The sequence below is a fragment of the Actinoplanes sp. NPDC049802 genome, assembly GCF_040656595.1.
Taxonomy (GTDB): Bacteria; Actinomycetota; Actinomycetes; order Mycobacteriales; family Micromonosporaceae; genus Actinoplanes.
In genome coordinates this window covers 92,407-118,699 of the sequence record NZ_JBFAMR010000019.1, presented here as the reverse complement: position 1 = coordinate 118,699, position 26,293 = coordinate 92,407, and the positions used below count along the sequence as shown (strand labels likewise).

Annotated in this window: 21 protein-coding genes and 2 pseudogenes; 14 read left to right on the top strand and 9 right to left on the bottom strand. The window is 71.6% G+C overall.

Going from position 1 to position 26,293, the window contains the following annotated elements; genetic code table 11:
* Positions 1-93: 93 nt before the first annotated feature.
* Entirely contained in the window at positions 94-3,762 is a 3,669-nt protein-coding gene (locus tag AB0I88_RS16120) for a hypothetical protein (RefSeq protein WP_361023986.1), read from the bottom strand.
* Between the two features lie 192 nt (positions 3,763-3,954).
* On the opposite strand from AB0I88_RS16120, the gene AB0I88_RS16115 reads away from it, so the two are divergent.
* The 6 genes from AB0I88_RS16115 to AB0I88_RS16090 all read left to right on the top strand — a co-directional run bounded on the left by AB0I88_RS16115 (position 3,955) and on the right by AB0I88_RS16090 (position 8,655).
* On the top strand, positions 3,955-4,083 hold the full coding sequence (locus tag AB0I88_RS16115; protein ID WP_361023984.1) for a hypothetical protein: 129 nt from the start codon (positions 3,955-3,957) through the stop codon (positions 4,081-4,083).
* A 117-nt stretch (positions 4,084-4,200) separates the two neighbouring features.
* A complete protein-coding gene (locus AB0I88_RS16110; protein WP_361023981.1) occupies positions 4,201-4,935 on the top strand; it encodes a hypothetical protein in 735 nt (244 codons plus the stop codon).
* 29 nt (positions 4,936-4,964) lie between these two features.
* Positions 4,965-5,639 (top strand): hypothetical protein, encoded by a 675-nt coding sequence (locus tag AB0I88_RS16105; protein ID WP_361023978.1) that lies wholly within the window; start codon positions 4,965-4,967, stop codon positions 5,637-5,639.
* Positions 5,640-5,670: 31 nt separating this feature from the next.
* Entirely contained in the window at positions 5,671-6,240 is a 570-nt protein-coding gene (locus AB0I88_RS16100; protein ID WP_361023975.1) for an SMI1/KNR4 family protein, read from the top strand.
* Positions 6,241-6,693: 453 nt separating this feature from the next.
* The gene (locus tag AB0I88_RS16095; protein ID WP_361023972.1) at positions 6,694-7,563 is read left to right on the top strand and encodes a hypothetical protein; all 870 of its coding nucleotides are present in this window, start codon (positions 6,694-6,696) and stop codon (positions 7,561-7,563) included.
* A gap of 237 nt (positions 7,564-7,800) precedes the next feature.
* Positions 7,801-8,655, top strand: coding sequence for a hypothetical protein (locus AB0I88_RS16090; protein WP_361023968.1), 855 nt, complete (start codon positions 7,801-7,803; stop codon positions 8,653-8,655).
* Between the two features lie 37 nt (positions 8,656-8,692).
* Here the strand turns inward: AB0I88_RS16090 and AB0I88_RS16085 are convergent, their stop codons facing one another.
* Positions 8,693-9,505, bottom strand: coding sequence for an SAM-dependent methyltransferase (locus AB0I88_RS16085; protein ID WP_361023965.1), 813 nt, complete (start codon positions 9,503-9,505; stop codon positions 8,693-8,695).
* Positions 9,506-9,675: 170 nt separating this feature from the next.
* On the opposite strand from AB0I88_RS16085, the gene AB0I88_RS16080 reads away from it, so the two are divergent.
* The 3 genes from AB0I88_RS16080 to AB0I88_RS16070 all read left to right on the top strand — a co-directional run bounded on the left by AB0I88_RS16080 (position 9,676) and on the right by AB0I88_RS16070 (position 11,543).
* Positions 9,676-10,110, top strand: coding sequence for an aromatic ring-opening dioxygenase LigA (locus AB0I88_RS16080; RefSeq protein ID WP_361023962.1), 435 nt, complete (start codon positions 9,676-9,678; stop codon positions 10,108-10,110).
* A gap of 84 nt (positions 10,111-10,194) precedes the next feature.
* Entirely contained in the window at positions 10,195-10,560 is a 366-nt protein-coding gene (locus AB0I88_RS16075; protein ID WP_361023959.1) for a PadR family transcriptional regulator, read from the top strand.
* The gene (locus tag AB0I88_RS16070) at positions 10,557-11,543 is read left to right on the top strand and encodes a hypothetical protein (protein ID WP_361023956.1); all 987 of its coding nucleotides are present in this window, start codon (positions 10,557-10,559) and stop codon (positions 11,541-11,543) included. Before AB0I88_RS16075 ends, AB0I88_RS16070 begins: the two co-directional genes overlap by 4 nt.
* 16 nt (positions 11,544-11,559) lie before the next feature.
* On the opposite strand, the gene AB0I88_RS16065 is transcribed toward AB0I88_RS16070, so the two are convergent.
* Entirely contained in the window at positions 11,560-12,063 is a 504-nt protein-coding gene (locus AB0I88_RS16065; RefSeq protein WP_361023953.1) for a VOC family protein, read from the bottom strand.
* A gap of 237 nt (positions 12,064-12,300) precedes the next feature.
* Between AB0I88_RS16065 and AB0I88_RS16060 the strand changes: the two genes are divergently transcribed.
* Together AB0I88_RS16060 and AB0I88_RS16055 are read left to right on the top strand one after the other, a co-directional pair.
* On the top strand, positions 12,301-15,111 hold the full coding sequence (locus tag AB0I88_RS16060; RefSeq protein ID WP_361023950.1) for an AbfB domain-containing protein: 2,811 nt from the start codon (positions 12,301-12,303) through the stop codon (positions 15,109-15,111).
* A gap of 363 nt (positions 15,112-15,474) precedes the next feature.
* The gene (locus tag AB0I88_RS16055) at positions 15,475-17,925 is read left to right on the top strand and encodes a glycosyl transferase (RefSeq protein WP_361023947.1); all 2,451 of its coding nucleotides are present in this window, start codon (positions 15,475-15,477) and stop codon (positions 17,923-17,925) included.
* A gap of 223 nt (positions 17,926-18,148) precedes the next feature.
* On the opposite strand, the gene AB0I88_RS16050 is transcribed toward AB0I88_RS16055, so the two are convergent.
* Positions 18,149-18,973: a fumarylacetoacetate hydrolase family protein gene (locus AB0I88_RS16050; protein ID WP_361023997.1), complete on the bottom strand. Its 825-nt coding sequence runs from the start codon at positions 18,971-18,973 to the stop codon at positions 18,149-18,151.
* 19 nt (positions 18,974-18,992) lie between these two features.
* Positions 18,993-19,970, bottom strand: coding sequence for an aldo/keto reductase (locus AB0I88_RS16045; protein ID WP_361023944.1), 978 nt, complete (start codon positions 19,968-19,970; stop codon positions 18,993-18,995).
* Between the two features lie 105 nt (positions 19,971-20,075).
* Here AB0I88_RS16045 and AB0I88_RS16040 point away from each other — a divergent pair.
* Together AB0I88_RS16040 and AB0I88_RS16035 are read left to right on the top strand one after the other, a co-directional pair.
* Positions 20,076-20,558 (top strand): annotated as a pseudogene (locus AB0I88_RS16040) (TSUP family transporter); the annotation flags it as partial.
* A gap of 73 nt (positions 20,559-20,631) precedes the next feature.
* Positions 20,632-20,970 (top strand): annotated as a pseudogene (locus tag AB0I88_RS16035) (GGDEF domain-containing protein); the annotation flags it as partial.
* A 72-nt stretch (positions 20,971-21,042) separates the two neighbouring features.
* On the opposite strand, the gene AB0I88_RS16030 reads toward AB0I88_RS16035, so the two are convergent.
* From AB0I88_RS16030 to AB0I88_RS16015, 4 genes are all read right to left on the bottom strand, one after another.
* A complete protein-coding gene (locus tag AB0I88_RS16030; RefSeq protein ID WP_361023941.1) occupies positions 21,043-21,999 on the bottom strand; it encodes a TIGR03885 family FMN-dependent LLM class oxidoreductase in 957 nt (318 codons plus the stop codon).
* 52 nt (positions 22,000-22,051) lie between these two features.
* On the bottom strand, positions 22,052-22,498 hold the full coding sequence (locus AB0I88_RS16025) for a hypothetical protein (RefSeq protein ID WP_361023938.1): 447 nt from the start codon (positions 22,496-22,498) through the stop codon (positions 22,052-22,054).
* Positions 22,498-22,839: a PadR family transcriptional regulator gene (locus AB0I88_RS16020; protein ID WP_361023935.1), complete on the bottom strand. Its 342-nt coding sequence runs from the start codon at positions 22,837-22,839 to the stop codon at positions 22,498-22,500. Before AB0I88_RS16020 ends, AB0I88_RS16025 begins: the two co-directional genes overlap by 1 nt.
* A 74-nt stretch (positions 22,840-22,913) precedes the next feature.
* Positions 22,914-24,359, bottom strand: coding sequence for a glycoside hydrolase family 43 protein (locus AB0I88_RS16015; RefSeq protein WP_361023932.1), 1,446 nt, complete (start codon positions 24,357-24,359; stop codon positions 22,914-22,916).
* Positions 24,360-24,760: 401 nt separating this feature from the next.
* Between AB0I88_RS16015 and AB0I88_RS16010 the strand changes: the two genes are divergently transcribed.
* Complete coding sequence (locus AB0I88_RS16010; protein WP_361023929.1) at positions 24,761-26,158, top strand: hypothetical protein; 1,398 nt, start codon at positions 24,761-24,763, stop codon at positions 26,156-26,158.
* Positions 26,159-26,293 lie beyond the last annotated feature (135 nt).

The following is a 26,293-nucleotide window of genomic DNA, read 5'->3' as shown; positions in this document are numbered from 1 at the left end:
ACCAGCATCTCGGGTCGCATCCGGCTTATCTGATCGGTGCGAACCGGGAGCTGACCCTGGTCGCCGACCGGACCCGGCCGCGACACCCCCGGGTCAGGCCATGCGGGTGACGGCGTCGCGGAGACGGGCCAGATCGCGGCGGCGCTGCTCCATCGTGGTGGCGATGCCGACCAGCAGAAGACCGCCGACGGCCAACGGCACCCAGCGCGGCACCAGATCCCACACCTGGATCAACTCGTGCAGGGCCACCAGCAGCAGGGTTCCACCGCCGATGACCACAGGGGCCTGGAGACGGGCCCGGGCGCCGGCCAGCAGGATCAGCAGGGCGCCGGCGCCGAGCAGCAGCCGGCGAAGGTACTGCGGGTCGTCGGCGTCGCTCTCCGCGATGACGTACAGCGTCGGCAGGATGGCGGCCGCCAGCGCGGCGCCGTAGGCGGTCCACGACGAGAGGTCCGGGCGGTGCCTCCGGGCGAACCAGCCGGCGACGACCGCCAGCGCGGCGGCCGGCAGGGTGTAGACCTCGGCGGTCTCCACATCCCGTGCGGACAGCAACAGCCACCAGCCGACGAGCGCCGTCGAACCCGCCGCGACGGCGTACCGGAAACGGGTCCTCCGGGTCTCGCCCGGCCGCATGGCGCGGACGGTGAGGACCAGCGCCCACAGCTTGCACGTCAGGGCGGCCCAGCCCAGGCTCTCGCTGATCGTGAGAGCGATCAGAGCCGACGTGTGCCCGACGAGCAACGGCGCGACCGCCTCGGCCGGGCGGCGCGACGCGAGAACCCCTTCGAGCGCCACGGCCACGGCCGCGGCGGCCAGCACGAACAGCGGCGGCCCGGCGGGTCCGAGATCGGCCGCGACCGCGATGGTGTACGCGACGACGACCAGCGAGACCGTCCCCGCCGCCCAGCCGGTGATCCGCCCGGCCTGCCGCCGCCCGGCCACGCCCGTCACCGCCGACGCGGCCAGCACCAGGCTGAACGCGGCGATCGTCGCACCGTGCCCGGCCAGGGACCCCACCACCCCGGCGGCCACGAGCACTCCGAACACGACGGTCAGCAGGTCACTCGCCATGTACCGGGCCGGCGCGAACGCCACCGCCAGCATCCCGCCCAGCCCGGTGACCAGCGCCGCGATCGGCACGGCCGGCCACGCCGCCCCGGCGGCCGCGAAGATCAGCGGAACCAGCAGCGCCACCAGCGGCGCGGCCGCCCACACGGCCACCGCGACCGGCCGGCTCTCGCCCGCCACCGGGGCCCTGCCGTGGGATCCGCCCACCCGGTCCCCGGAGGCGTCCGCGCCGGGCGTCGCCTTCACCTCGGTCGTGGGGGAATCAGCGGCACGTTTCTCCGCCGAGGACGTGGAGCCGGAAGCCGGGGCCGGGCCCACCGGACGGGCAGCGGCCTCCGAAGTGGCCCCGGCAGGGCCACCGGCCGTTCGGGCGGCGTCCGCGGGCGGGACAGCGGGAGTGGTGGGCGAAGGCGCCGGGCGGGTCGCAGAGACAGGGGCTGGGACGACGGTCGATGTGGACAGGTGGCGGGCCAGCAGCAGGCCGGTGAGAGCGGCCGCGACGGTGGCGCCGGTGAGGGCGGCCACCGACGACCACGCGACCGGCGACTGCTGGGGCGGGACGCCGGACCAGACGCCGTTCTCGAGGGCGGTCAACGGCTCCAGCAGGACCACCGCCAGGTCGGGGACGATCAGCACGAGCAGGGCGAGCGCCGGGACCGCGGCGGCCGCCGCGCCGGCGCCGGAACGCGCGAGGGGCAGCGGCAGCAGGGTGACGACCAGCAGGAGGCCGGCCGCGGCGTACAGGGACGAGGGGTCGGCGCCGGGCAGCGACCAGAACGGCGCGGTGGCGGCCGCGAGCAGGGCCACCCCGAGGGCGTACCGGCCGTAACCGGGCAGTCTCCGGGACATCGCGTGGGCGGCCAGGCAGAGCAGCGCCGCTACGCCGAGGGACACCCGGACGCGGGCGGTGACCGGGACGTCGGCGGCGTACAGGGCCAGCCACACGGCGGGCGGGGCTGCCAGCAGGCCCGCGGTCAGGGCCCCGGCGCCGATGTCGGGCGCACGCGGGGAGCGTCGCACCGCGGCCGCCGTGACCAGGCCGAGCAGGGTGATCGCGCCGCACACCGCCGCTTCGGCGCCGGCCTGGCCGAGTCCGGTGAGGACGGCGTGCAGGGCGGCGAGGACGACGACGATCAGGCGGAACCCGGCATCCTGCAGCGTCGCGGACCGGGCGGCCACGACGAGCGCCACCGCGGCCACGGCCGTCCCCAGCGCGGCGGCCGCCCACCAGGTCAGCCCGAAGACCGGCGGCGCCAGCAGCGCCGCCCCGAACAGCGTCGTCAGCGCCAGGTCGAGGTGGGTCCGGCGGGGGACGATCAGGGCGTACGCCACCGCGGTCACCACGAGCGCGACGAGCAGATCCCGGCCCGGCCCGGTGACGGCCCGGTCCCACGGGGCGCCGAACACCGGGGTGGCCGCGGCCATGCTGCGGACCGCCCCGCTCGCGGCGCCGAGGACGACGGTGACGGCCGCGGGCGCGCCGGCGATGAGCGCGCCCACCCACGGGCCGCGCCCGACGACGACCGGGAGCCGGGGCTTGAGCAGCGCGGCGACGGCCGCGAGGACGAGGGTGACGACGGCCAGCTCGGTGACCGGCCAGCCGGAGCCGGGCAGGGACCACGCCAAGCCGGTGGCGGCGACTCCGAAGGTGACCAGCACGAGCCCGGCGGTGATGGACTGGGCGAGCGGACTGCGCACCAGCACCGCCCAGGCGAGCAGCGCCACCGTCGGCAGCAGCAGCACGAGCCCGGCCACGGCCATCCGCGCCGGGGTGTCCTGGACGGCCAGGTTGCCGAGGGCGACGACTCCGGCGGCGACGGCGGCGACGGCGCCCCAGACGTGGGCCAGCGTGCCGACGACGTCGGTGGCGAACCGGGACGGCCGGATCCGCAGCACGGCGATGTTCAGCACCAGGACGCCGGTGAACGTGAGCGACCATCCGGCGGGTTCGGCCTGGGCCGCGACGGCGAGCAGCGGCAGGACCGGCTGGGCGAGCAGCAGGGCGGCGATCCGGGGACCGCGCAGGCGGGTCGGCCACGAGTAGCCGAGCGAGACCAGCGCGGTCACGGCGAGGACCACGGCAGCGTACGCGGAAGGGTCGAGATCACGCACCCGGAGGAAGCCGACCGCCCAGGCCGCGTATCCGTCGAGAAGGATCATGATCAGGCCGACGGCGGCGAGCGTCTCGGCGGCGGCCGTGAGGCCGCGCCGGGCGGCGAACGGGGGCACCGCCAGGACCGCGACGGTGGCGCCGGCGAGCAGCAGAGCCCGGCCGGTGACGCCGACCTGCGCCCACGCGACCGCCGTGAACACCGCGGCCGCGACGATCAGCAGCAGGCCGCCGAGGGCGAACAGGACGTTCTGCACGGTGAGGGTGCTCAGCCGGGGTTCGGCGGGCGGCGGTGGCGGTGGCGGGACCGAGGGCGGCGGCGCCACCGTCACGGCCACGGGGGCCCGCCGGGCGACCACCCGGGCGGCCAGGTAGGCGCGCCGGCTGGTCGCCTCCCGGACGCGCTGGTCCAGGTCGCTCACCCGGCGCCGGGCGGCGTTCAGCTCGCGGTGCAGGTCGGTGAGCTCGCCGTCGATCCGGATGACCTCGGCGGCCTCCGGGTCGGGATCGGCGCCGCAGGCGGGACACCCGTCGTCGAGGGACGCGGGCGCCCCACAGCGTGGGCACGGATAGGTGGTGGTCACGGCGCATCCCGGGTCATCTGGAGTAGGAAGGACAGCTTCGCGCATCGACGCAAATCCGGGAACGATGATCTTCGCAACGATCGGGGTGGCGCCCCTGGAGATCGCCTTCGGCGGGGCGAGCTGGCCTCCGGCCGGCGTCGTGGCACGGTCACCCTGACCGAGGTCGGCGACCCGGCGGAGCGGCGCGCCGTGATGCGGGCGTTCCCCGTCGAGGTCCCCGGCGGCGTCCCCTTCTTCGTGAAGCTCGGCCTGGTCCGGCGTGCCGACCCGGACGAGTTCGAGGCCGCCGCCGACCGCGTCGCCGTCTTCGAGATCACGTGACGCCGGGCCGCCCGGCCGGCGCCGTGCTGGCCGAAAGCCGAGCGGCGCCGTGCGGGCCGGGGGAAAATTTAAGGAATGGGAGTATTGAAGAAGTTTTCCACAATTGTCGCGCTAGCCGTGGGTCTCGGTCTGCCGGTGGTCGCGGCGCCGGCCGCGCCCGCCACCGCGGCGCCGACGGTCGCGGCGGGACCGGACCTGAAGGACCTGCTGCTCACCGAGGACGACATGCCGAAGGGGTACGCCGCACAGGAACTGCCGGGCATCGACGAGTTGTTCGGCGCCGTGCTCACCGGCTACGACCTGGACCAGGAGCTCTGTCCCGCGCCGAAGGCGGCGGCGATCACCGGCATGCCGAACGAGCCGTCGCACGCCGAACCGGTGAAGACGAAGGAGAAGCCGAAGAAGAAGGCCGAGAGTGTCACGGCCGCGTTCGTCCACGAGGACGACGGCGTGTTCGCCATGGAGATGCTGGCCGACACCGGACCCGAGATCGCCGCCGACATGGTCGCCGACACGGAGGAGGTGCTGGAGGAGTGCCCGACCGTCGAGGAGGAGGGCGTCGAGCTGCGCATGTCGCCGCTGAATTGGAAGTCCCGCCTCGGTGACGAGTCGGCCGGCGCGTCCATGGTGCTCGAGGTGACCGAGGCGGAGACCGAGCTGACCATGTACGGCAAGATGGTCGTCGTCGCGTACGGTGACCTGTCTTTGACCCTGGGTTTGATCGGTTTGCGGGAGCCCGGTGAGAAGCACCTCAAGAAGATCGCGAAGGCGGCGATGCGCAAGATCGAGAAGTCGTCCCGCCTTTCTGTCAAGGATCGCACCGGAACGGGCGGCGACCTCCGAAGGTCTTGAGCTGGTTCTTCTCCACATAGGTTGCCTCAGTGGTGGGCACCCTGTTCCGTGCGGCCCTGGCGCGGTTCGGGGTGCCCATCCTGGCGACCACCTCCGGTCTGCGGAAGCAGATCATCGTCGGTTACCGTCCTTCCCGCCGCTGCTGGCCGGCCGACACCGAGGGAGACTCGATGCACAAGTGCTCCGACGGAATCCCGCTTCGTGATCCGGAGGGGCCGTTGTCCGCGTGGGAACTGCTCCTCCTCGCCGCGGCGTGGGCTCTGCCGTTCTTCGCCGGGTTCGGCGTGCTGTTCTACGTCCTGGGTGGAGCCCTCGCGCTCACCGTCACCCTGCTCGTCGAAGCGGCGGTCGTGGTCGCCACCCTGCTGTGGGTCCGCTGGAAGACGCGTGCCCTGCCCACCGGGCCGGTCCTGGCCGGAATCCTGTGCCCGCACGGTGTCCAGCTCACCGATCCCGCCTCGGAGGGCCGGCTGCTGACCTGGTCCGACATCGAGGACCTCCCGATCATCCGGGCGGGCCGTCGCGCGGTCGCGGTCGTCCGGCCGGCCCGCTCCGCCGGGCGGACCGGACTGCCCCAGGCGTCCCGCCTCGTCGAGCACCGTGCCGTACCGGACGACCCGAGTTGGCTCTGGCTGGGCTTTCTCCCGTTGTTCCGGACCGGGCGGGTCCGTGCCGCGGTGGAGATCTGGCGATCCGGCCGGTAACGGCCTGGTCTGGCCCCGAGGAGGAACACCGGTGCCCGGTGATGGAATGGCCGCCTTCGAGCAGTGGCGGCAGGTCGTGACCTCAGCCGACGAGAACACCGAACCCCCGGTCGACTGGTCCGCCTTCGAGGCGTCGACCGGGCTGCGCCTGCCGGCCGACTACCGGGCCTACGCCGACACCTACGGCCCGACCTTCATCAACGAGCTCTACCGGATCAAGCATCCGACCTCCGAGCGGTACGGCTGCAACCTGCTCAACCCACCCGAGCAGTGGGAGAGCGAGGAGGACGAGGAGCGATACCTGGAGACGCATTTGTCCACGCCCCCGCTGCCGCTCGGCGTCGGACGGAACCGGCTGATGCTCTGTGCCGACAGCGGCCCGGACCAGATCTACTGGGACACCAGCGGGGACGATCCGGACACCTGGACCGTGGTGCTCGGCGACGAGGACGGCGACAGCTGGAAGCCGCTCGACATGACACTTGTCGAGTTCCTGCTGGCGCTCTTCACCGGCAGGATGCCCGAACTCGGTTTCGAGCGGGCCGGTTACGTGACCGACGAGATTCTCATCGAGAGCAAGCCGGGGGCTGGCGGCACCTGACTGGAGTGGCGCTGTTGCCATTCGCTCGCTTCGACTACTCGCTCGTCGAGTTCGGTGTGCCGCGAAGGGGCGCCGGTGATGGACCACGTCCTCGGCCGGCTCGCTGAAGGCGCCCCGGGCTGCGAAGGATGCCGTCGGCCCGTGCCGAGTCCGGGAATCTCCACAGCGATCACCGTGACGCAGGGAACGATCACCCGGTGTCAATCACTCTGTGTAGTCGTCTGGCGGTGGTGGTGCGGACTCGCCCAGCGTGAGCATCGATCGGGTGCCGGTGGAGGCCTCGTTGAGGTGGTATCCCAGGCAATGGCACGAACTGTTGTTGAGCTGCTCATACGTGGTGGTTGGTGAGGCCCTCCGGGAGGGTTCCGCGAAGTTTGGGTTGAACCGTCCGGGGGGCGGGACCCGTATGGCCCCCCAACCGATGACATCGACGTCCAACGACGAGGAGTGATTATGAGGGCGCGCTCGTACCGACGGAACCCGGACAGTCGGCGGAAGACGATCGGCGCGGTGGTGGTCGCGGGAGTGTTGGTGGTCAGCGGGGTGACCGGTGTGCAACTGGCCTCGGCCGGCACCGACACGAAGGCCGCTGACCTGGTGAGCGTCGACGGCCAGCAGTTCGACATCTCGCAATGCACCGCGCTTCAGGTCGACGCGGGCAGCGTGATCTGCGACGGCGAGGAACTGGCTCCGGTGCAGCAGCAGGCGCCCGGGGAGGCGGCCGCCGATTCGGCCGTCGCGCTGGAGGCGGCCTGCGACACGTTCGCCGCCGACGTGGCCGCGGCCGCCGGTGAGGACGCCGCCCAGGAGGCCGAGGAAGCCGCGCAGAAGCCGGGCCGGGCCAAGGCCGAGAACCGTGCGCTCGCCAAGAAGTACCTGAAGGCGCTGAAGGCCGCCGCGAAGGCGGAAAAGGCCGGGAAGGGCGCCGCCGGTGAGAAGGGCGCCGCCGGAAACGGTGCTGCCGGAAACGGCGCCGCCGAAGAAGAGGCCGGCGCCGCTGAAGAGGGCGCCGCTGAAGAGGGCGCTGCCGAGGAGCAGGCCGGTGCTCAGGACGCCGCCGGGGCGGCCGTGGCCTCCGCCCAGCAGGCCCTGCTCCAGTCCTGCCTCGCGCTCGCCGACGCCAAAGCGGTAGCCGCGGCCGGAGGCGCTGCTGAGGAAGGTGCCGCCGACGACGGCGCTGCTGAGGAGGGCGCTGCTGAGGAGGGTGCTGCCGACGAGGGCGCTGCCGAGGAGGGCGCTGCCGAGGAGGGCGCGGCTGAGGAAGACGCCGCCGAGCAGGAGGCGGGCACCGGCGAGGCGGCCACCACGAACCGGGGCCGCTGACCCCGCAAGAGCCGTGACGGTGGCCGGGCGACAGGGCGGCGCCCCGGTCACCGTCACGCGGCATCGTCGAGGAGTGGGCCGCGCCGCGGCCCGGAGTGGCAGCGGATCGCGGGCCCGGCCCGCGATCTCAGCCCGGCGGGCGCGGCACCGGCCCGCGCCGCACCCGAGCTTGCGGGGTACGGCGGAACTGCTCCGACGCGTACCGTATCGGTTTCGAAGTTCGCTCGTTGGTGGGTTATGGGGCGCAGGATCGTCGCGGCGCTGGCCTGGGCCTTGGTCCTGGCCGGGACGGTCTCGCCGGCGGCTCGGGCGGAGGCCGTCGATCCGGTGGCCGTCGCGGCGCGGCTCGACCGGCTCACGCTGGAGATCTCCGGGAACGTGGTGGAGCGGCGGGCGAACCTGCTGGTCAACTACCACCGCGTGGAAGGTGGCATCGAGGCCTGCATGCGGGCGCTCGGCAAGCCCTACCGACGGCATCCCTATGTGGATTTCTACCGCGATTTCACCGACGCCGATCTGGGCTACGGCACCGGGTTCGGCTCCGTCTTCGATTCGCTGACCGATCGTGGCCGGATCCAGGTGCTCAACGAGTCGGCTTTCGCCCGGGTGCGCGAGTCGGGCCTCTACGACTACGACGCCCCGCCTGCGCCCGGGCTGGACGGCTGCCGGGAGCGGTTCGGCAACCGCGACTATCAGGACGCCGACCCGCCGCACCCGGCCGCGCACGAGCTGGGCGCGTTCACCGAACTGGTGGAGGTCGTGGACCGGGATCCGGGAGTGCGCGACGGCATGCGTTTCTACACCCGATGCATGAAGCAGAGGTACGGGCACGACGTGCCCGCGGAGCGCACCGATTTCCTGTACGCACCACGCCTGGATCCGCCCCCGAATCCCGGCTGGGATCAGGCGGTCGCCGAGATCGCGGCAGCTCTCGCCGCCGATGCCGACTGCCGTCGCCCGGCCTACGACATCGCCGTCCGGATCGTCGGCGAGCACCTGGACGGCTGGGAACGCCGGCACCGACCGACATTGGACGAGGTCCGCGCCGCGTGGCGGCAACGGGTGAGCGAGGCGAGGCGGTATCACCCGTGACGACCCTCGACGACGGGTCGCGCCGTGACCTGGCCGATCAGGGTTTGCGGCCGACAGCCCCGTAGACGGCGGTCAGTTCGGGGGCGGGCCGCTGGTGCGCCGGGACCTCGGGCAGCCATTCGGAGACCGGGACGATGCCGGGGCCGATCATGCCCAGCCCGGTGAAGTACTCGGCGAACTCGGCGTGGGTGCGCGGGTGGGCGTCGACCCGGCCCTGGGCGATCATCTCGCGGGCGATCGCGGCCTGCTCGGGCGAGCTGTGGTCGAGGGTGAAGGTGGTGGCGGCCAGGTAGCTGCCGGACGGCAGCGCGGCGAGCAGTTCGCGCACGATGCCGCGGGCCTGCGCGTGGTCCGGGATGAAGTGCAGCACCGCCACCAGGATCAGCCCGACCGGCCGGTTCAGGTCGAGGGTCTCGGTGAGCTGCGGGTGTTCGAGGATGGCGGCCGGGTTGCGCAGATCCTCCTCGATGTAGCGGGTGCGTCCTTCGGGGCTGCTGGTGAGCAGGGCGCGGGCGTGCAGGCCGACCATCGGGTCGTTGTCCACGTAGACGACCCGGGAGCGCGGCACCCGGCGCTGCGCGACCTCGTGGGTGTTGTTGGCGCTGGGCAGGCCGGTGCCGATGTCCAGGAACTGGTCGACGCCCGCCTCCTCGGCCAGGAAACGGACCGCCCGCTGCAGGAACGCGCGGTTCTCCAGCGCCGACAGCCGCACCGTCGGGTGGGCCCGTTCCAGCATGTCGCCGGACTCGCGGTCGGCGGGGAAGTGGTCCGTGCCGCCGAGCCAGTAGTTGTAGCGGCGGGCCGGGTGTGCCGTCGAGGTGTCCAGCCCGGCCGGGATCGTGTCGTCCATGACCGGCCGTCCTCCGTTCCGCATCGATGTCAAGCGATCGCGCCGACCCTATCGCAGAAGATCCATCTCGGATCTGTTCACCTGACGGCAATATCCGGGTCGCCGCCGGCTGGTCCGTCTCATTCCTCCGGGATGACGACTCGCCGGGAAGCCCTCGGCAGGGTGGGCGCATGGCACGCTCAGAGCGCTCCGGGGGCGCGGTCCCCCTTCTCGGACTTCTGGTGATCATTGCCGGTGCGGTGCTGTTCGTCGCCGGCGTGTTCACGTACGCGTTGGTCGGCTCGACCCTTTCCGCCCAGCAGATCACGGTGTCCGAGGACGCCGACAACTTCGCCGGCCAGCACGTGAATCAGCCGTGGGAGGCCTATGCCGAGGCGATGGTCATCGCCGAGCACGCCTCGGAGATGGCGGGCGGCAAGACCTATGCCGAGCTTCCCCGCGACGATCCGAACCGTGATTCGGTGATGAACGCGTCCTTCCTGCAGGCTTCGCTCTTCACCTCGGTGGTGGCCTTCGGTGTGGCCGCCCTGGCCGCCGGCCTGGGTGTTCTCTTCATCCTGATCGGGATCTCGCAGCGCCGTCTCGCCCGGGCGCCGGCCGTCTGAGACGGCCCGCTTCCGCCGCCCTCACTCGCCGGGGTCGCGACTAGTCGAATTTTCGACTAGTGTCGGCTCCGACGAGGAGGGGTCATGGGTGTTGCGGAGCGGGGTGCCTCGGGACCGGAGCCGGAGAGCGGCTGGGTGCGCGCGACCCTCGAGATGGCGGTGCTGGCCGCGCTGACCGAGGGCGATCAGCATGGTTACGCGCTGGCCCAGCGTCTCGCCGGCCAGGGCCTCGGCACGGTTCGCGGCGGTGTCCTCTATCCGGTGCTCAACCGGATGGAGACGGACGCCGTGGTCGTGTCCACCTGGCATGCCGGTCAGGGCGGTCCGGGGCGCAAGGTCTTCGCCATCACCGATTCCGGGCGTGACCGGCTGGCCGGTCAGCGGGAGGCCTGGAGCCGGTTCGCCGCATCCATGAGCCGCTTTCTGGAGCAGACGGCGGAGGCGAAATGATCACGTTCGACGACTGGGAGATCAAGGCCCGGTGGGAGCTGGGGGAGCGTGGGATCGGATTTCACGAGGCGACCCCATTGATCGAGGAGGCGCGGGCGCACCACGCCGAGAGCGGGCAGGACCCGTGGGCGGCGCTCGGGCCGCCGGTCGAGTTCGCGGCGGACGTCGCGGCCGCCCGCCCGGCCGATCAGGCGCGGCGCGACACCCACGGCAAGACGACCCGCGACCATCTCCGCGACGGCCTCTTCGGGCTCGGCGTCCTCGGTGTCCAGATCGCGGTGGTGGGCGCGATCGCGGCCGGCGGGCTCACCATCCCGGTGACCGTCTCGGGGTTGACCGGTGTTCTTCTCGGCATGGCGGCCGCGGTTGCCGGCTGGGCGGTGCCCGGGGCGCTGCGGGCCGCCGGGCATCCGCGGCTCGCCCCGTGGGGCTTCGTCGCGGCCGCGATCCTGATCATGCTGGCCGGGTTCGCGTTCACCGAGCTGCCCGACCGGCGGATCGGTGAGCTGCCGGCGCTGGGGCTGCTGGCCGTCTCGCTGGCGGTGTGCTGGCTGGCCACCCGGCCGGGCCGCCCGCCGGCTCCCGAGCGGGGCGCCGCCGACGACGGCCCGGAGGACGCGGAGGCGTGGTTCGCCCGGCTGCGTGACCTGCTGGTGGGCCGGTTCGACGTGTCACCGGCCCGGGCCGCCGAGTTGGTGGCCGAGACCCGTGCCCACGTCGCGGCCGCCGGGGCCCGGCCCCGTGACGAGTTTCCTTCCCTGGCGGGTTATGCGCGCGACCTCGCCGAGGGCGAGCCGGCCCGGCCGGGCCCGTGGTGGCGCGGCGGCACGGCCCGCCTGCTGGTGACCGGCGGCGTCGGGATCGCCGTCGCGGCGCAGACCGTGGAGGCGGCCCTGCGGGGGCCGCGGTGGTTGGCGCTCTGCGGTGTGCTCGCCCTGGCCGCGATCGGTCTCGAGCTCCGCGACCGGCTGCGGGCGCGCTGACCCTCGCCTTCGGGGGTCAGAGGACCGTCGTGCCGTACATCTCGCCCAGCGGGTCGGCGATCAGTTCGACGCGGGCGCCGTCCGGATCGCGGAAGTAGACCGAGACGCCGCTGTGCACGGCGTGTTCGACGCCCGCGTCGGTGAGGCGCCGGACCAGCTCCGCCCAGCGGTCCGGCTCCACCGAGATGGCCAGATGATGCAGGCCGCCGAGCACTTCGGCGTAGGGGCCGAGGTCGAGGCCGGGCAGGTCGAAGAAGGCCAGCAGGTTGCCGTTGCCGATGTCGAAGAAGAAGTGCGAGGAGCCCGGGTAATCCCGGTTCTCGATCAGCTCGGTCAGCGGAAAGCCGAGCAGGTCCTGGTAGAAGCGGACGGTCCGCTCCACGTCGCCGCTGATCAGGGCGGTGTGGTGCAGGCCGCGGGCGGTGGACGGCGGCCGTTCGGAGGCGGGCCGCAGGTGCTCGTCGCGGATGCGGCGGCGGGCGGCCGCGAGCGCCGCCAGGCCGGTTGGAGTGTCACCCATTCCCGGATCTTGCGCCGTCGAGGGCTGTGCCGCCGACGGTGCGACCGGGTTTGGGCAGTCTCCGGCAAATCCGACCCGCCGCCGGTTCCGGGAATGGTTCGGACTCTTGACAGAGAATCCACGACGATGGATGAATGTGTTCGACCCTGTGTGTAGCCGTTCGGCTTTGCGGGGTTCCGGTGTCCTCCCGGTTCAGTTTCGTTCGGTCCTTCCCCCCGTCCGTTCCCGAGGAGTCCGATGCGCCGATCCCGCCTCGTACGGCCGCTCCTGGTCCGTACCCTCGCTGTCCTGACCCTGGCGGCCAGTGCTCTGGTGGCCGCCGCCGCACCCGCCGCGGCCGTCGTGCCCAAGACGCCGCCGCTCAGCACCCCGTGGACCAGCCAGGTGTCCACCACCGACCCGCTGCCGGAGTACCCGCGACCGCAGATGACCCGTCCCGACTGGCAGTCGCTGAACGGGGAGTGGCAGTTCCTCAACCCGGCGACCGACAGCGCCGGCAACGTCGACCGAAACGCCGCGCCGCCGATCGGGCAGACCCTGCCGGAGCGGATCCTGGTGCCCTACCCGGTGGAGTCCGCGCTCTCCGGCATCATGCGCAACGACAACCGGGACCTGATGTTCTACCGGCGCACCTTCACCGTTCCGGCCGGGTGGGCCGGCCGCCGCGTCCAGTTGCACTTCGGCGCGGTCGACTACGAGGCAACCGTCTGGGTCAACGGCGTCCGGGTGGCCGCCCACAAGGGTGGGTACGACCGGTTCGAGGTGGATGTCACGCCGCAACTGAACGGCGGGACCAACGAGATCATCGTGCGCGTCTACGACCCCACCGACGGGCGCGGCGAGAAACAGCCGATCGGCAAGCAGACCGACGACCCGAGCGGCATCTTCTACACCCCCGTCTCCGGCATCTGGCAGACCGTCTGGCTGGAGCCCACCCCGGTCTCGTCGATCTACTCGGCCGACATCCGTCCCGACATCAACGGCAACACCGTTCGGGTACGGGTGTTCACGCGCGGAAACATCGCAGGACACAGTGTGCTCGCCGAGTCGATGGCCGGAACCACTGTGGTCGGCACCGCGACCGGCGGCTTCACCGACTTCACCGTGCCGGTGCCGAACGCCCGCCGCTGGTCGCCCGACGATCCGTACCTGTACAACCTGCGGGTGTCCCTGCGGAACGGCGCGGGAGCCACGGTCGACCAGGTGATCAGCTACTTCGGCATGCGCGAGGTCGGCACGAGACTGGTCGGCGGGGTGCTGCGGCCCACCCTCAACGGCGAGTTCGTCTTCCAGGCCGGCACCCTCGACCAGGGCTACTGGCCGGACGGGCTCTACACCGCGCCCACCGACGCGGCCCTCCAGTTCGACCTGCAGAAACACAAGGACCTGGGCTTCAACATGGTCCGCAAGCACATCAAGGTGGAGCCCGCCCGCTGGTACTACCACGCCGACCGGCTCGGCCTGCTCGTCTGGCAGGACGTCCCGTCGACGCCACCGTTCGACGCGAACCGGACGGCCGCGCAGATCGCCCAGTTCGAGACCGAGGCGCGGGAGATCATCGACGAGCACCGGTTCTCGCCGGCCGTGGTCACCTATGTTCCGTTCAACGAGGGGTGGGGCGAGTGGAGTCTCACCGACACCCAGCGGGTCACCCGTGAACTGGAGGCCTACGACCCGAGCCGGCTCATGAACCCGCACAGCGGCTTCAACTGCTGCGCCTCCAAGGGCGACCCGGGCACCGGCGACATCATCGACTGGCACGTCTACACCGGACCGGACGCGCCGCGGCCCAGCACCACCCGGGTGTCGATCCTCGGCGAGTTCGGCGGCCTCGGGCTGCGTACGCCGGGGCATGAGTACAGCCCCGACGGGCAGTTCTTCGCGTACGAGCAGATGTCCGGTGCGGCGCACCTCAACGACCGGTTCACCGGCATGATCAGGGACTCGCAGCGGCTGATGACCAGCAAGGGGCTGTCCGGGTTCGTCTACACCGAGATCACCGACGTGGAGGGGGAGTACAACGGGCTCTACACGTACGACCGGCGGATCCAGAAGGTCGACACCGGGCAGGTGCGGGCGGCGCTCACCGATCTGCTCCGGGCGTCCCGCAACCAGAACGCGGCCGTCCCGCTCACCCTCGGGCACGTGCGGTCCTTCCAGGTCACCACGGCCGGCTACACGGATCGTCATCTGCGGCACTCCGGCTCGCTGGCGCGTACCGACGTGATCGGCGGGGACGGGCCGCGGCAGGACGCGTCGTTCCGCACCGTGGCCGGCCTGTCCGATCCGCGCTGCTACTCGTTCGAGTCGGTGAACCTGCCGGGCCGGTTCCTGCGGCACGCGAACAGCGTGGTCCGGCTCGACCCGGACACCGGCGGCTCGTTCGCCGCCGACGCCACGTGGTGTTCCCGGCCGGGCCTGGCGGCCGGCGGAATCTCCTTCGAGGCGGCCAACCGGCCCGGACAGTACCTGCGGCACGCCCAGGAGCAGGTCCGCATCGACGCGAACACCGGTGGCCCGTTCGCGGCCGACGCCACCTGGAACGTCTCGGCGCCGGCGCTGTGGCGCAGCTCGGTACTGCTGCCGTACGACGTGCGACGGTCGTTGCAGGTCACCACGTGGGGTTTCACCGACCGCCACCTGCGGCACGCCGACAGCCTCGGCTGGACCGAAACGGTGACCGCCGCAAGCCCCGCCCTGCTCAAGGCGGACGCCACGTTCACGCTGCGCCGCGGGCTGGCCGACCCGTCCTGCTACACCTTCGAGTCGGTCAACCTTCCCGGCCGGTACCTGCGTCACGCCTCCAGCCGCATCCGCCTGGCCGCGGATGACGGGTCGGCGCTCTTCGCGGGCGATGCCACGTTCTGCGCCCGGCCCGGGTTGAGCGGCACCGGCGTCACCTTCGAGTCGATCAACTTCCCGGGCAGCTTCCTGCGCCACTTCGACTCGCAGGCGTACATCGCCTCCGGCGCCGGGACCGGCTTCGACCGTCCGATGACCCTGACCGCCGACAGTTCCTGGACCGTCGCCGGGCCCTGGGCTCCGTAGCCGATTTCGCCGGACGGCCGCCCGCCTGCAGAGTCGCCTCGCGGGCGGCCGTTTCGTGGCCGGGGCGATCCGGAGGGTGAGTGCCGCCAACGCCGCAGCGGGCCCCGCGGCCCGGTGTCGTGCCTGGCCGGCGGACAGTTGGGGACGCGCGGGTGCGGTCGGGGCCGGAAAGTTCGTACCGGAAAAGGGTCAGGTTTGCGCGTCGAGGGCCGAAGGGCGGGTGAGACGCGGGCAATCCGGAACCGCAAGAGTCTTTTCGGGCCGGTCCCAGGAGCGTGTCCGAGCGGTAAAATGGACGTTATGGGAGCGCTCCCATGATCTCCCAGCCGCCAGGCGAAGGGCCGGGCGGGAACAACGGCGACGGTGGAGGACCTGTTGCGCTACGGGTATTTCGACGATGAGCAGCGTGAGTACGTCATCGACCGGCCGGATACGCCGCTGCCGTGGATCAATTACCTCGGCACGGACGCGTATTTCGGAATCGTGTCCAACACGGCGGGTGGCTACTCCTTCTACCGTGACGCCAAACTGCGGCGGCTGACCCGCTACCGCTACAACAACGCGCCGCTCGACCTGGGTGGGCGCTACGTCTATGTGCGCGACGACGCGAGCGGCGACTACTGGTCGCCCTCCTGGCAGCCGACGCCGGAGCGTGAGCTCGACGGGTACGAGTGCCGGCACGGGCTGTCCTACACGAAGATCGGCTCGGCACGGAACGGGATCCGCGCGGAGACGCTGTACTTCGCTCCGCTGGGGGAGACCCTCGAGGTCTGGCGGGTGCGCGTCACCAACGAGCGGGCCGAGAGCGCCGACGTGTCGCTCTTCTCCGCGATCGAGTTCTGTCTCTGGGACGCGCAGGACGACAGCACCAACTTCCAGCGCAACTACTCGATCGGCCAGGTCGAGGTGGTCGACGGGGTGATCTACCACAAGACCGAGTACCGCGAGCGCCGCGACCACTTCGCCTACTTCGCCTGCTCGGAGCCGCTGGCCGGGTTCGACACGCAGCGTGAGTCGTTCCTCGGCGCCTACCGCGGCTGGGACCGTCCGACGGTCGTGGAAACCGGCGCCGCGAAGGACTCGGTCGCGCACGGCTGGCAGCCGATGGGCAGCCACCACGTGAAGCTGGCGCTCGCGCCCGGCGAGACCCGCGAGGTGATCTTCGTCCTGGGCTACGCCGAGAACCCGAAGGACGACAAGTTCGACCCGCCGGGCTCGCAGACGCTCAACAAGACCCGCGTCCAGCCGCTCCTCGAGCGCTGGTTGCGCTCCGAGACCGTCGAGAAGGGGTACGCGGACCTGCGCGCCTACTGGGACGGGCTGCTCGGCGGGCTCCGCGTGACCACCCCGGACGGCGACACCGACCGCATGGTCAACGTGTGGAACGCCTACCAGTGCCTGGTCACCTTCAACATGAGCCGCTCCGCCTCGGGTTACGAGTCGGGCATCGGCCGCGGCATGGGCTTCCGCGACTCCAACCAGGACCTGCTCGGTTTCGTGCACATCCTGCCGGACCGGGCCCGGCAGCGGATCCTGGACATCGCCGCCACCCAGAAACCCGACGGCGGCGCCTACCACCAGTACCAGCCGCTGACCAAGCGCGGTAACAACGACATCGGCGACGGCTTCAACGACGACCCGCTGTGGCTGATCCTGGGCGTGGCCGCGTACCTCAAGGAGACCGGCGACCTGGCGTTCCTCGACGAGCAGGTGCCGTTCGACAACGTGCCCGGCAGTGAGGCGCCGCTCTACGAGCACCTGCGCCGTTCGCTGCGGTACACGCTCGACCGGCTCGGCCCGCACGGGCTGCCGCTGATCGGGCGCGCGGACTGGAACGACTGCCTCAACCTGAACTGCTTCTCCGACACCCCGGGCGAGTCGTTCCAGACCACCGAGAACGCGTCCGGTGGCGTCGCCGAGTCCGTCTTCATCGCCGGGCTGTTCGTGCTCGCCGCCAAGGAACTGGCCGGGATCGCGGCGCTGCTCGGGCAGGACGGCGAGGAGGTCGTCTACCGGGCGGCCGCCGAGAAGATGGCCGGCACCGTCACCGAGCACGGGTGGGACGGGGCCTGGTTCCGCCGGGCCTACGACTTCTACGGCAACGTGATCGGCTCCGGGGAGAACGACGAGGGGCAGATCTTCATCGAGCCGCAGGGCATGTGCGTGCTCGGTGGCGTCGGCCTGGAGGACGGCCTGGCCGCGAAGGCGCTGGACAGCGTGGCCGAGCGGCTGGCCACCCCGCACGGCATCGTGCTGCAGCAGCCGCCCTACTCGGGGTACCGGATCGAGCTGGGCGAGATCTCCTCGTACCCGCCGGGCTACAAGGAGAACGCCGGCATCTTCTGCCACACCAACCCGTGGATCATGATCGCCGAGACGATGGTCGGCAACGGGGACCGGGCGTTCGACTACTACCGGCGGCTCAACCCGTCGGCCCGGGAGGCGATCAGCGAGGTGCACCGCTGCGAGCCGTACGTCTACGCGCAGATGATCGCCGGCATGGACGCGCCCACCCACGGCGAGGCCAAGAACTCCTGGCTGACCGGCACCGCGGCGTGGAACTTCGTGGCGATCACCCAGTGGATCCTGGGTATCCGGCCGGACTTCGGCGGTCTGCGGATCGACCCCGTGCTGCCCAGCGGCTGGCCGGGGTTCGAAGCGGTTCGATCGTTCCGCGGCGCCACCTACGAGATCAGCGTGCGGGGTTCGGGCCGGATCACCCACCTGCTCGTCGACGGCGAGCGGGTCGACGGCAACCTGATCCCGCCGGCCGCGCCCGGCGCCGTCGTCAAGGTGCAGGCGGTGGCGGACTGACCCTCGGGACGGCCGGCCCCGGCTCGTAGGCGGTCACCGCCGCCCACGAGCCGGGGCCGGACGGTTCCGGCGCGTGGGCCGTGGCCTCGCCGAGCACTGGTCCGGCCGGTGCCGCCGGCCGCGGCATCTCGTCCGGCTCCCGTCCGGTGAGCGGGCCCTGAGTCCTGGGCCGATCACCGGACGGGAACTCGCCGCGTATCGAGGACGGTCGCGCCCTACCCGGTCACCCCTTGACCCCGCTGCGCTGCCGGCCCAGCCCGTCGATCTCGGTCTCCACCACGTCACCGGGCCTCAGGTACGGGAAACGCCCGGACAGCGCCACCCCCTGAGGCGTGCCGGTGTTGATCAGGTCGCCCGGTTCGAGCACGGTGAACTGGGACAGGTGCCAGATCAGGAAACCCACGTCGAAGATCATGTCGGCGGTGCTGGAGTCCTGCCGGGGCTCGCCGTTGACCCACGAGCGCAGCCGCAGCGGGAAGGTCACCTCGTCCGGGGTGACCAGCCACGGCCCGAGCGGGTTGAACGTCTCGCACGACTTGCCCTTGGACCACTGCCCGCCGGAGCGCTCCAGCTGGTACTCGCGCTCGGACACGTCGTCGACCACCACGTACCCGGCCACGCAGGCCATCGCCTCGGACTCCGACGCCAGGTAGCGGGCGGTCCGGCCGATCACCACGCCGAGCTCGACCTCCCAGTCGGTACGCGTGGACCCCGGCGGCAGCAGGATGTCGTCCTCCGGCCCGACCACGGTGTTCGGCGCCTTGTAGAAGACGATCGGCTCCTCCGGCGGCGCGGCGCCCGACTCGGCGGCGTGGGCCGCGTAGTTCTGCCCCACGCAGAGGATCACGCCCGGCCGGGCGATCGGTGGGCCGACCCGCCCGCCGTCCACGTCGGCCGGTGGCAGGGCGGCCGGATCGCCTTGGAAGCCGCCGGACGCCAGGAACGGCGCGTCGATGTCGGCGGTCACCGACGACAGGTCGTAGAGCGCTCCCCCGGAGGACAGAATGGGGCGTTCCGCGCCGGGTGGGCCCACCCGCAGGTATCTCAACACAGCTCCCATCGATTGTTCACGGCACCGGCACCTCGGGGTCGAGCAACCACGCGGCGACCAGATCACGCCACAGACCACCGGGAATCTTCACCGCCGCCATCGCCGTGGCGTCCGCGGCCTCCTCCGGCGAGCGCATGCCGACCAGCACCGAGGCGACCGCCGGGTGGCCGAACGGGAACTGGAGGGCGGCCGCGCGCAGCGGCACGTCGTAGCGGTCGCACAGACGCTCCATCGCCTGTGCCCGGGCGACCACGTTCGGCGGGGCCGGCCGGTAGTCGAAGGTGGCGCCCGGCACCGGGGCGGCCAGCACTCCCGAGTTGAAGACACCGCCGACGATCACCGAGATGCCGCGCCGCTCGCACTCCGGCAGCAGATCGGCCAGGCCGGACTGGTCCAGCAGCGAATACCGTCCCGCCAGCAGGAGACAGTCGAACTGACCGGTCCGGGCGAACGCCGTCAGCATCGCCGACTGGTTCATCCCGGCGGACACGGCCCCGATCGCGCCCTCCCGCCGCAGCCGCACCAAGGCGGGCAGCGCCTCGCCGGCGGCCGCCTCGAAGTGGTCGTCCGGGTCGTGCAGGTGCAGCACGTCGATCCGGTCCACGCCCAGGCGCTCCAGACTCTCGCGCAACGAGGCGTACACCCCGTCGGCGGAGAAGTCCCAGGTCATCACGGTGTCACCGGTCTCGGCCCAGATGTCGGCCGGATCCGGCCGGCCGGGCGTGACGCGGCGGCCGACCTTGGTGGCCAGCGTGTAGCAGCCGCGCGGGCGCTCCCGCAGGGCCGCCCCGGCACGCCGCTCGGACAGGCCGGCGCCGTACAGCGGCGCGGTGTCGAAGAACCGCACCCCACGCTGCCAGGCCTCGTCGACGGCGGCGACGGCGGTCCGGTCGCCGACCGCCGAATACAGGCCACCGATCGGCGCCAGCCCCATCCCGAGCCGGGTGACCGTGACGTCGGTGCCGCCCAGCGGCACCCTCGCGAACGGATCCACGGAACCAGGTCCTCTCGTAGATCCGACGGCTTCTACCGAACTGTTTAATGCCTGTCGATGCGGTAGTCAAACACCGACATAGAGTCATCATCCGTGAACAGTTCGATGATCTTGGGGGCGGCCGGCATCCTCGCGGCGGCCGCCCTGGCGCAGGCGGCCACCGGATTCGGTTTCTCCCTCCTGGCGGTTCCGCTGCTGGGACTGGTCGCCGGGCCGGTGGACGCGGTCGTCGGCTCCTCCGTGCTGGCCTGCCTGATCAACGCGGCGGCCGTGGCCCGCGACCACGGCGAGGTACGGTGGCGGACCGCCCGCACCGTGCTCGCCGCCGGACTGTTCGGATTGCCCTTCGGGCTGCTGCTGCTCAGCCTGCTCCCGGCCCGTACGCTGACCGTCCTGATCGCCCTCTGCGTGCTGGCCGGAGCCGTCGCCATCTGGCGTGGCCTGCGGATCCGCGGCGGCCGGATGGCCATGGTCGCCTCCGGGTTCGTCTCCGGCGTGCTGACCACGGCGACCGGCGTCAACGGTCCGCCGATGGCCGCCGCGTTCAGCGCCATGGGCCTGCCGCCGCGACAGTTCCGGGCCACCCTGGCCGCGATCTTCGTGGTGGTCGGGCCGTTGGGCGTCGCCGGATTCCTGCTGGCCGGAACCGGTCAACGACGATTACGGCCACGAGGCGGGCGACGCCATCCTGCGCGCCACGGCCCTCCGGATCGCCGGCGCGGTCCGGCCGGGCGACGTGGTGGCCCGCATCGGCGGCGACGAGTTCCTCATCTTCTGCACCGGCGCGGACGACACCACCGCCACGACCCTCGGCGGCCGGATAGCTGCGGCCATCGCCCGGCCCCTGCCGTGGAACGAGCACGTCCTGTGCGTCACGGCCGCGGTCGGCACGGTCACCTGGACCGAGCGCCGCCCGGTGGCCCCGGACGAACTCCTGGCCGCCGCCGACACCCGCATGTACGCCGACAAGCGCGGCGCACGAGGTACCCGCGCGGCGTAGGCCGGGCCGCGGCGTGGCAGGCGACCGACGCCGGCCGCCACCTCGATCCGGCCCTCTCGGCGGGCCCGCGGGTCAGCGCAGGTTCGGCAGCACCTTCGCGCCGAACGTCTCGATGAACGGCATCAGATCCTGGCCCACGTGGTGCAGGTAGATCCGGTCGAATCCCAGGCCGGCGTACCCGCGCAGCAGTTCGGTGTGCCGGTCCGGGTCGGCGGAGATGTTCACCACCCGTGCCACCTGCTCGACCGTCACGTTCTCCGCGACGACGTCGAACTCCTCGGCGGTGGCCAGGTCCCAGCAGACCGGCGGGGCGAAGATGTTGCCCCGCCACTGGTCGTAGGCGATCGCCTCGGCCTCCTCCTCGGTCGGCGCCCAGCTCAGGTGCACCTGGAGGCAGACCGGCCCGCGCCCACCGGCCTCCCGGTATGCGCCGATCATCTCGCGCAGATGCGGTTCCGGGGCGTTGACCGTGACCAGCCCGTCGGCCCACTCGGCGCACCAGCGGGCGGTCTCCACGCTGACCGCCGCGCCGATCAGGGGCGGCGGCGTCTCCGGGCGGGTCCAGAGCCGGGCCCGGTCGACGGTGATCAGCCCGTCCCGGGACACCTCGGCGCCGTCGAGCAGGTCACGGATGACGTCGACGGACTCGCGCAGCCGGGCGTTGCGGACCTCCTTGCGCGGCCACTTCCCGCCGGTGATGTGCTCGTTGCTGAACTCGCCGGTGCCCAGCGCGGTCCAGAACCGGCCGGGGAACATGCTGCCCAGGGTGCCGATCGCCTGCGCGATGATCGCCGGGTGGTAACGCTGGCCGGGCGCGTTGACCACCCCGAACGACAGGTTCGTGGCCTGCAGCGCGGCGCCCAGCCAGGACCAGGCGAAACCCGACTGGCCCTGGCGGGCGCTCCACGGCGAGAAGTGGTCGGAACACATCGCCGCGCTGAACCCGGCGTGTTCGGCGGCGACGACCGCCTCCAGAAGCGCGCCGGGCGGGATCTGCTCGTGTGAGGCGTGGATGCCGTACTCCGTCATGGGAGTACCGGTACCCACTATCGTGCCGCGACGACCGGGATTCCCGGGCGAATCAGTAACTCGCCGACACCTCCGGCCTGGGCGGCGTCGGGAACTCCGGGGTCGGCGCCTCGGCCGAGTCGCGCACCGCGAAGGCGAGAAAGCCGCAGACCAGCAGCAACACCGCGATCAGCGCGCCGGCCAGCGTGACGACCAGCCACGGGAACCGGCGCGGCGCAGCGGGCGGCACCGGCGCTACGGGTGGTACCGGCGGGGTGGTGGTCACCCGGGGCAGGTCGGTCTGGGTGTCGGCGGAGGCCACGATGCTCTCCGGGTCGCCGAGGCGGTCCAGGATCGTACGGATCTCGGCCTCGGTCTCCGCCCCGGACTCGGCCCGCGCGATCTCGATGTGCTCGCGCAGGTCGGCGAGCAGCTCCTCGCGCCGCCCGGCGGGCAGACGGGTGGCGGCCCGCTCGACCCGGGCCAGGTAATCGGCGACGAGTTGGTCGGTCTGGGTCATCACTTGCTCTCCGTTCCCAGGATGCGGTCGACGCCGCTGCGGAAGGCGACCCACTCGGTGCGGAAGTGGGTGAGAGCCGCCTCGCCGTCCGGAGTGAGGGTGTAGTAGCGCCGGGGCGGGCCGGCGGGGGCTTCGCGCCAGGTGGTCGCGATCCGCCCGTTGCGCCGTAGGCGGGACAGCAGGGGATACATCGTCCCCTCGCTGGTGGACATGCCGAGGGCTCCGCTGAGTTGCTGCACCAACTCGACGCCGTACAGCTCGCGCCTGTCGAGGAGTGCGAGCACGCAGTATTCGATGGTGCCCCGGCGCAGGGCCGTGGTCAGCGCCGCGTCTTCGCTCATGCCGACAAGGTACCTTGCACTGCAAGGTAAGCGCCAGGGAGGAAGGGGGGCCGTCCGGCCCCCCTTCCGGAATGTCAGCTGGTGACGCGGAACGTCGCGTCGGCCTTCTCGGTGGTGGTGCTGATCGGGTCGACCCTCAGCAGATAGTTGTAGTGCCGCAGGTAGCGGGTCGGATAGTTGTACGACTGGAACGACGACCAGGCGCTGTCCGCCAGCCCCGCCACCTGCTTGAACGTGGCGTCGGCGGCGAACGTCGCGGTGCCGTCGTTCGCGGCGAGCTGCCCGTCGTACCCGTAGTGCCGCAGGTAGTGGCCGGGGTAGTTGACCGACTCGAACGACACGTAGCCGGAGCTGTTCGCCAGGCCCGGCACGACGCGGAACTGCGAGTCCAGCAGGGGGCTCACGTTCGCGTCGATCCGCACGTCGAAGTTGGAGTGCCGCACGTACCGGGTCTGGTTGTTGTACGACTGGATCCGCTTCAGTGTCGTCGTGCCGCTGCCCCACTTGGCCAGCACCCGGGACTCCTCGGCCGCGGTCAGGTTCAGGATCGAGCCGTGCCGCTTCTTGGTCGTGCCGAGGCTGTAGTCGGTACGTGTGGCGAAGTTCGCGGTGCTGCCCAGGTTGGTGGAGCGCACCGGCATGTAACCGCGGCCGGTCGCGTACTGGTCGACCCACAGGTGCCACTCGTTGCTGCCGTTGGTCTGCGCCCACATCGGGCCTTCGACCACGTTGCCGCCGGTGGCGCCGTTGGAGATGCCGAGATGCTGCAGGTCGCCGATCCGGGTCCACGTGCCCAGGATCGAGTTGGCGCCCTCGACGGTGATCTGCCCGTCGGCCGACGCCCGGTAGTAGCGGTAACCGCCCAGGCTGTTCGCCACCTCGATGATCTGGGTGTCGATGATGCCCTGGCCGGATCCCCGGTCGATGTAGAGCTGCGGTGCCGTGACGGTCCGGAAGTCGCTGGTCCGTACGTACCAGATGCGGTGTTTGGTCACGCCGTTGAGAGCCGAGTTGGTGGCCCAGTAGATGACGTAGTCGTTGGTGGCCGGGTTCCAGACGGCCTCCGGCGCCCACGCGTCGCCGGCGCCCGAGATGCCGCCGGCCACGTTGATCAGCCGCGGAACCGACCAGTTGACCAGGTCGGTGGACTCCCAGACGACCAGGTTCTTGCTGCCCTTGGTGGAGGCGTCGCCCCACGAGGTGCCGCCGGCGATGCGCAGGTCGGTGGCGATGATCCAGTACTTGTCGCCGTTGGGGGAGCGGACGATCGCGGGGTCGCGGACGCCCTTGGTGCCCACGGTGGACAGCAGCACCGGGCCCCCGCCGTTGAGGTCGGTCCAGTTGCGGCCGTCCTTGCTGTGGGCGAGGTAGATCTGTTCACCCCGGGCGGACTCCCCGATGAAGTGGGCCATCAGGTAGCCGGTGAACGGGTCGAGGGCCCTGGCGGGAGCGGCCAGGCCGGCGAGCAGGAGGACGAAGGTGGCGAGGAACGTGCTGATGCGGGTGAGGACTCTGGGCATCAGATCTCCGAGATGTTAGCGCTAACGCTACGGGGGAATGTTTCGAAGTGTTGATGCCCGTAACTTCGTTGTCAAGAAGTCTTCACCACTCGATGACGTTGACCGCCGGCCCGCCCGGGGCCGTGCCGGCGTGCGCGCTCCGCGCCTCGTGCGTCCCGGCCGGGTGCCGGTGAAGATCCGGCCGCCCGGGGGCCGCGGTCCGGTCACCCTTTCCTTCCACTGGCGAAAATGGCCACAGAAATGTGTGCCACTTCGAATTCGTCCATTGATTAACAGGACTATGGGCAGGTCGGCGCGACTTTCTTCGAGCGCGGAGAACCGGTAAGGTCTTTCGATGCGCCGCCCCGGCGCACAATTTAAGACCCCCCTAAGAAAAACTTAAAACAATTGAGGAAAAGGACATGCGCGCAACCCCGGTGACCCGTCGCCTGATAGCGGTCACAACCGTCGTCGTCGCCGCCCTCGCGGTCGGCGCCTGCTCGACGGCAACGGATCCGTCATCGGGAGACACCCCCGGCACGCCGGTGGCCGCCGCCGTCTCCACCGGTGTCTCCGGGTCGCCCTCCGCTCCGGGCGCCTCCGCCTCCGCTTCCGCGCCCGCCTCCGCGCCGGCCGCCGCGCCGAGCGCCACCACGAAAGCGGTCGGCGCCTGCGCCCGCAAGGCCTCCGCCAAGCCCGTCGCCACCGTCACCACCGTCAAACTGCCCGCCGGAGTGATCGGCTACGGCGGCGAGGGCGACACCGAGAAGCTGCCGACGGCGATCGCGGCCCGCCCCGACGGCGGCTCCTGGCTGGCCTGGCTCGGCACCGGCGGCAAGGTCCACCTCGGCAGGCTGGGCTGCGACGACAAGCTGACCGGCGCCACCACCAGCTTCACCGGCATCGACCTGCAGGACGTACAGGCCGACGCGAACGGCGGCGTCATCCTGCTCACCCGCAAGGGAAACTGCGGCAGCGGCCCGCTCTGCGGCGGCGAGTCCAGCCCGTGCAACACCATGCACATGGTCCGCTTCGACAACAACGGCAAACTCGTCTGGGAACGTCAGGTCACCAACCTGAGCGGCGGGCGCACCGGCTACGACGACGGCGCCCGGTTCATCTGGTGGTACCAGCACCACGGCCGCCTCGCCACCAACGGCTCCGACTACGCCGCCTACTTCGGGGTGGCGATCACCGTGAAGAACGGCGGCTGCGTCGACGTCCACGAGGGCGACCGGATGCAGGTGGTGAACAAGAGCGGCAAGCTGGTCAGCGGGCACCGGGACGCGTTCGAGGTCGGCTGCTCGCACGCGTGGACGTCCCGGATCGTCTGGGACCCGCGCACCAAACGGTTCGTCACCGTCTGCGCCACCGACAACGGCTGCCGGATCGCCCAGCCCGACCCGTACCGCACGGTCGCCGCGGGCAAGTGCGACGGCACCCTCTTCGGCGGCGACCTCGTCCTCGCCGCGTCCAAGGGCTACTGGACCGCGTGGAGCCAGGGCGGCACGATCCGCCTCGAGAGGTTCACCACCGGGAAGTCCACCAGCACCGTCCGGACCGGGATCTCGTCGGCCCATCCGCACCTGGTCTCCTACGGCCCCGGCCGGATGCTGCTGAGCTGGCAGTCCGGCTCCGGCATGGCCGCGCGGGTCTATGACGCTGGCACCGGCAAGGCGGTCGGCGGGCGCCTCTCCATCGCCGTGAAGGACCACTCCTACCAGGCCTTCAAGCCCTACACCGACGGCAGCGCCGCTTATCCGGCGGCCGGTGGCTCCAGCACCACCATCAAGATCGCCCGGGTGCTTCCGCAGACCTGATCTCCCGGTACGCGACGGGACGTCCCCAACCGCATCGGGGGCGTCCCGCCCCGCCCCGCGGCCTGCCACCCACTCCCGGCCGCGACGCGCCCGCCGGGCTGATCCGCCGGTGCGGGCTCGCGATCTCGCCGCCCA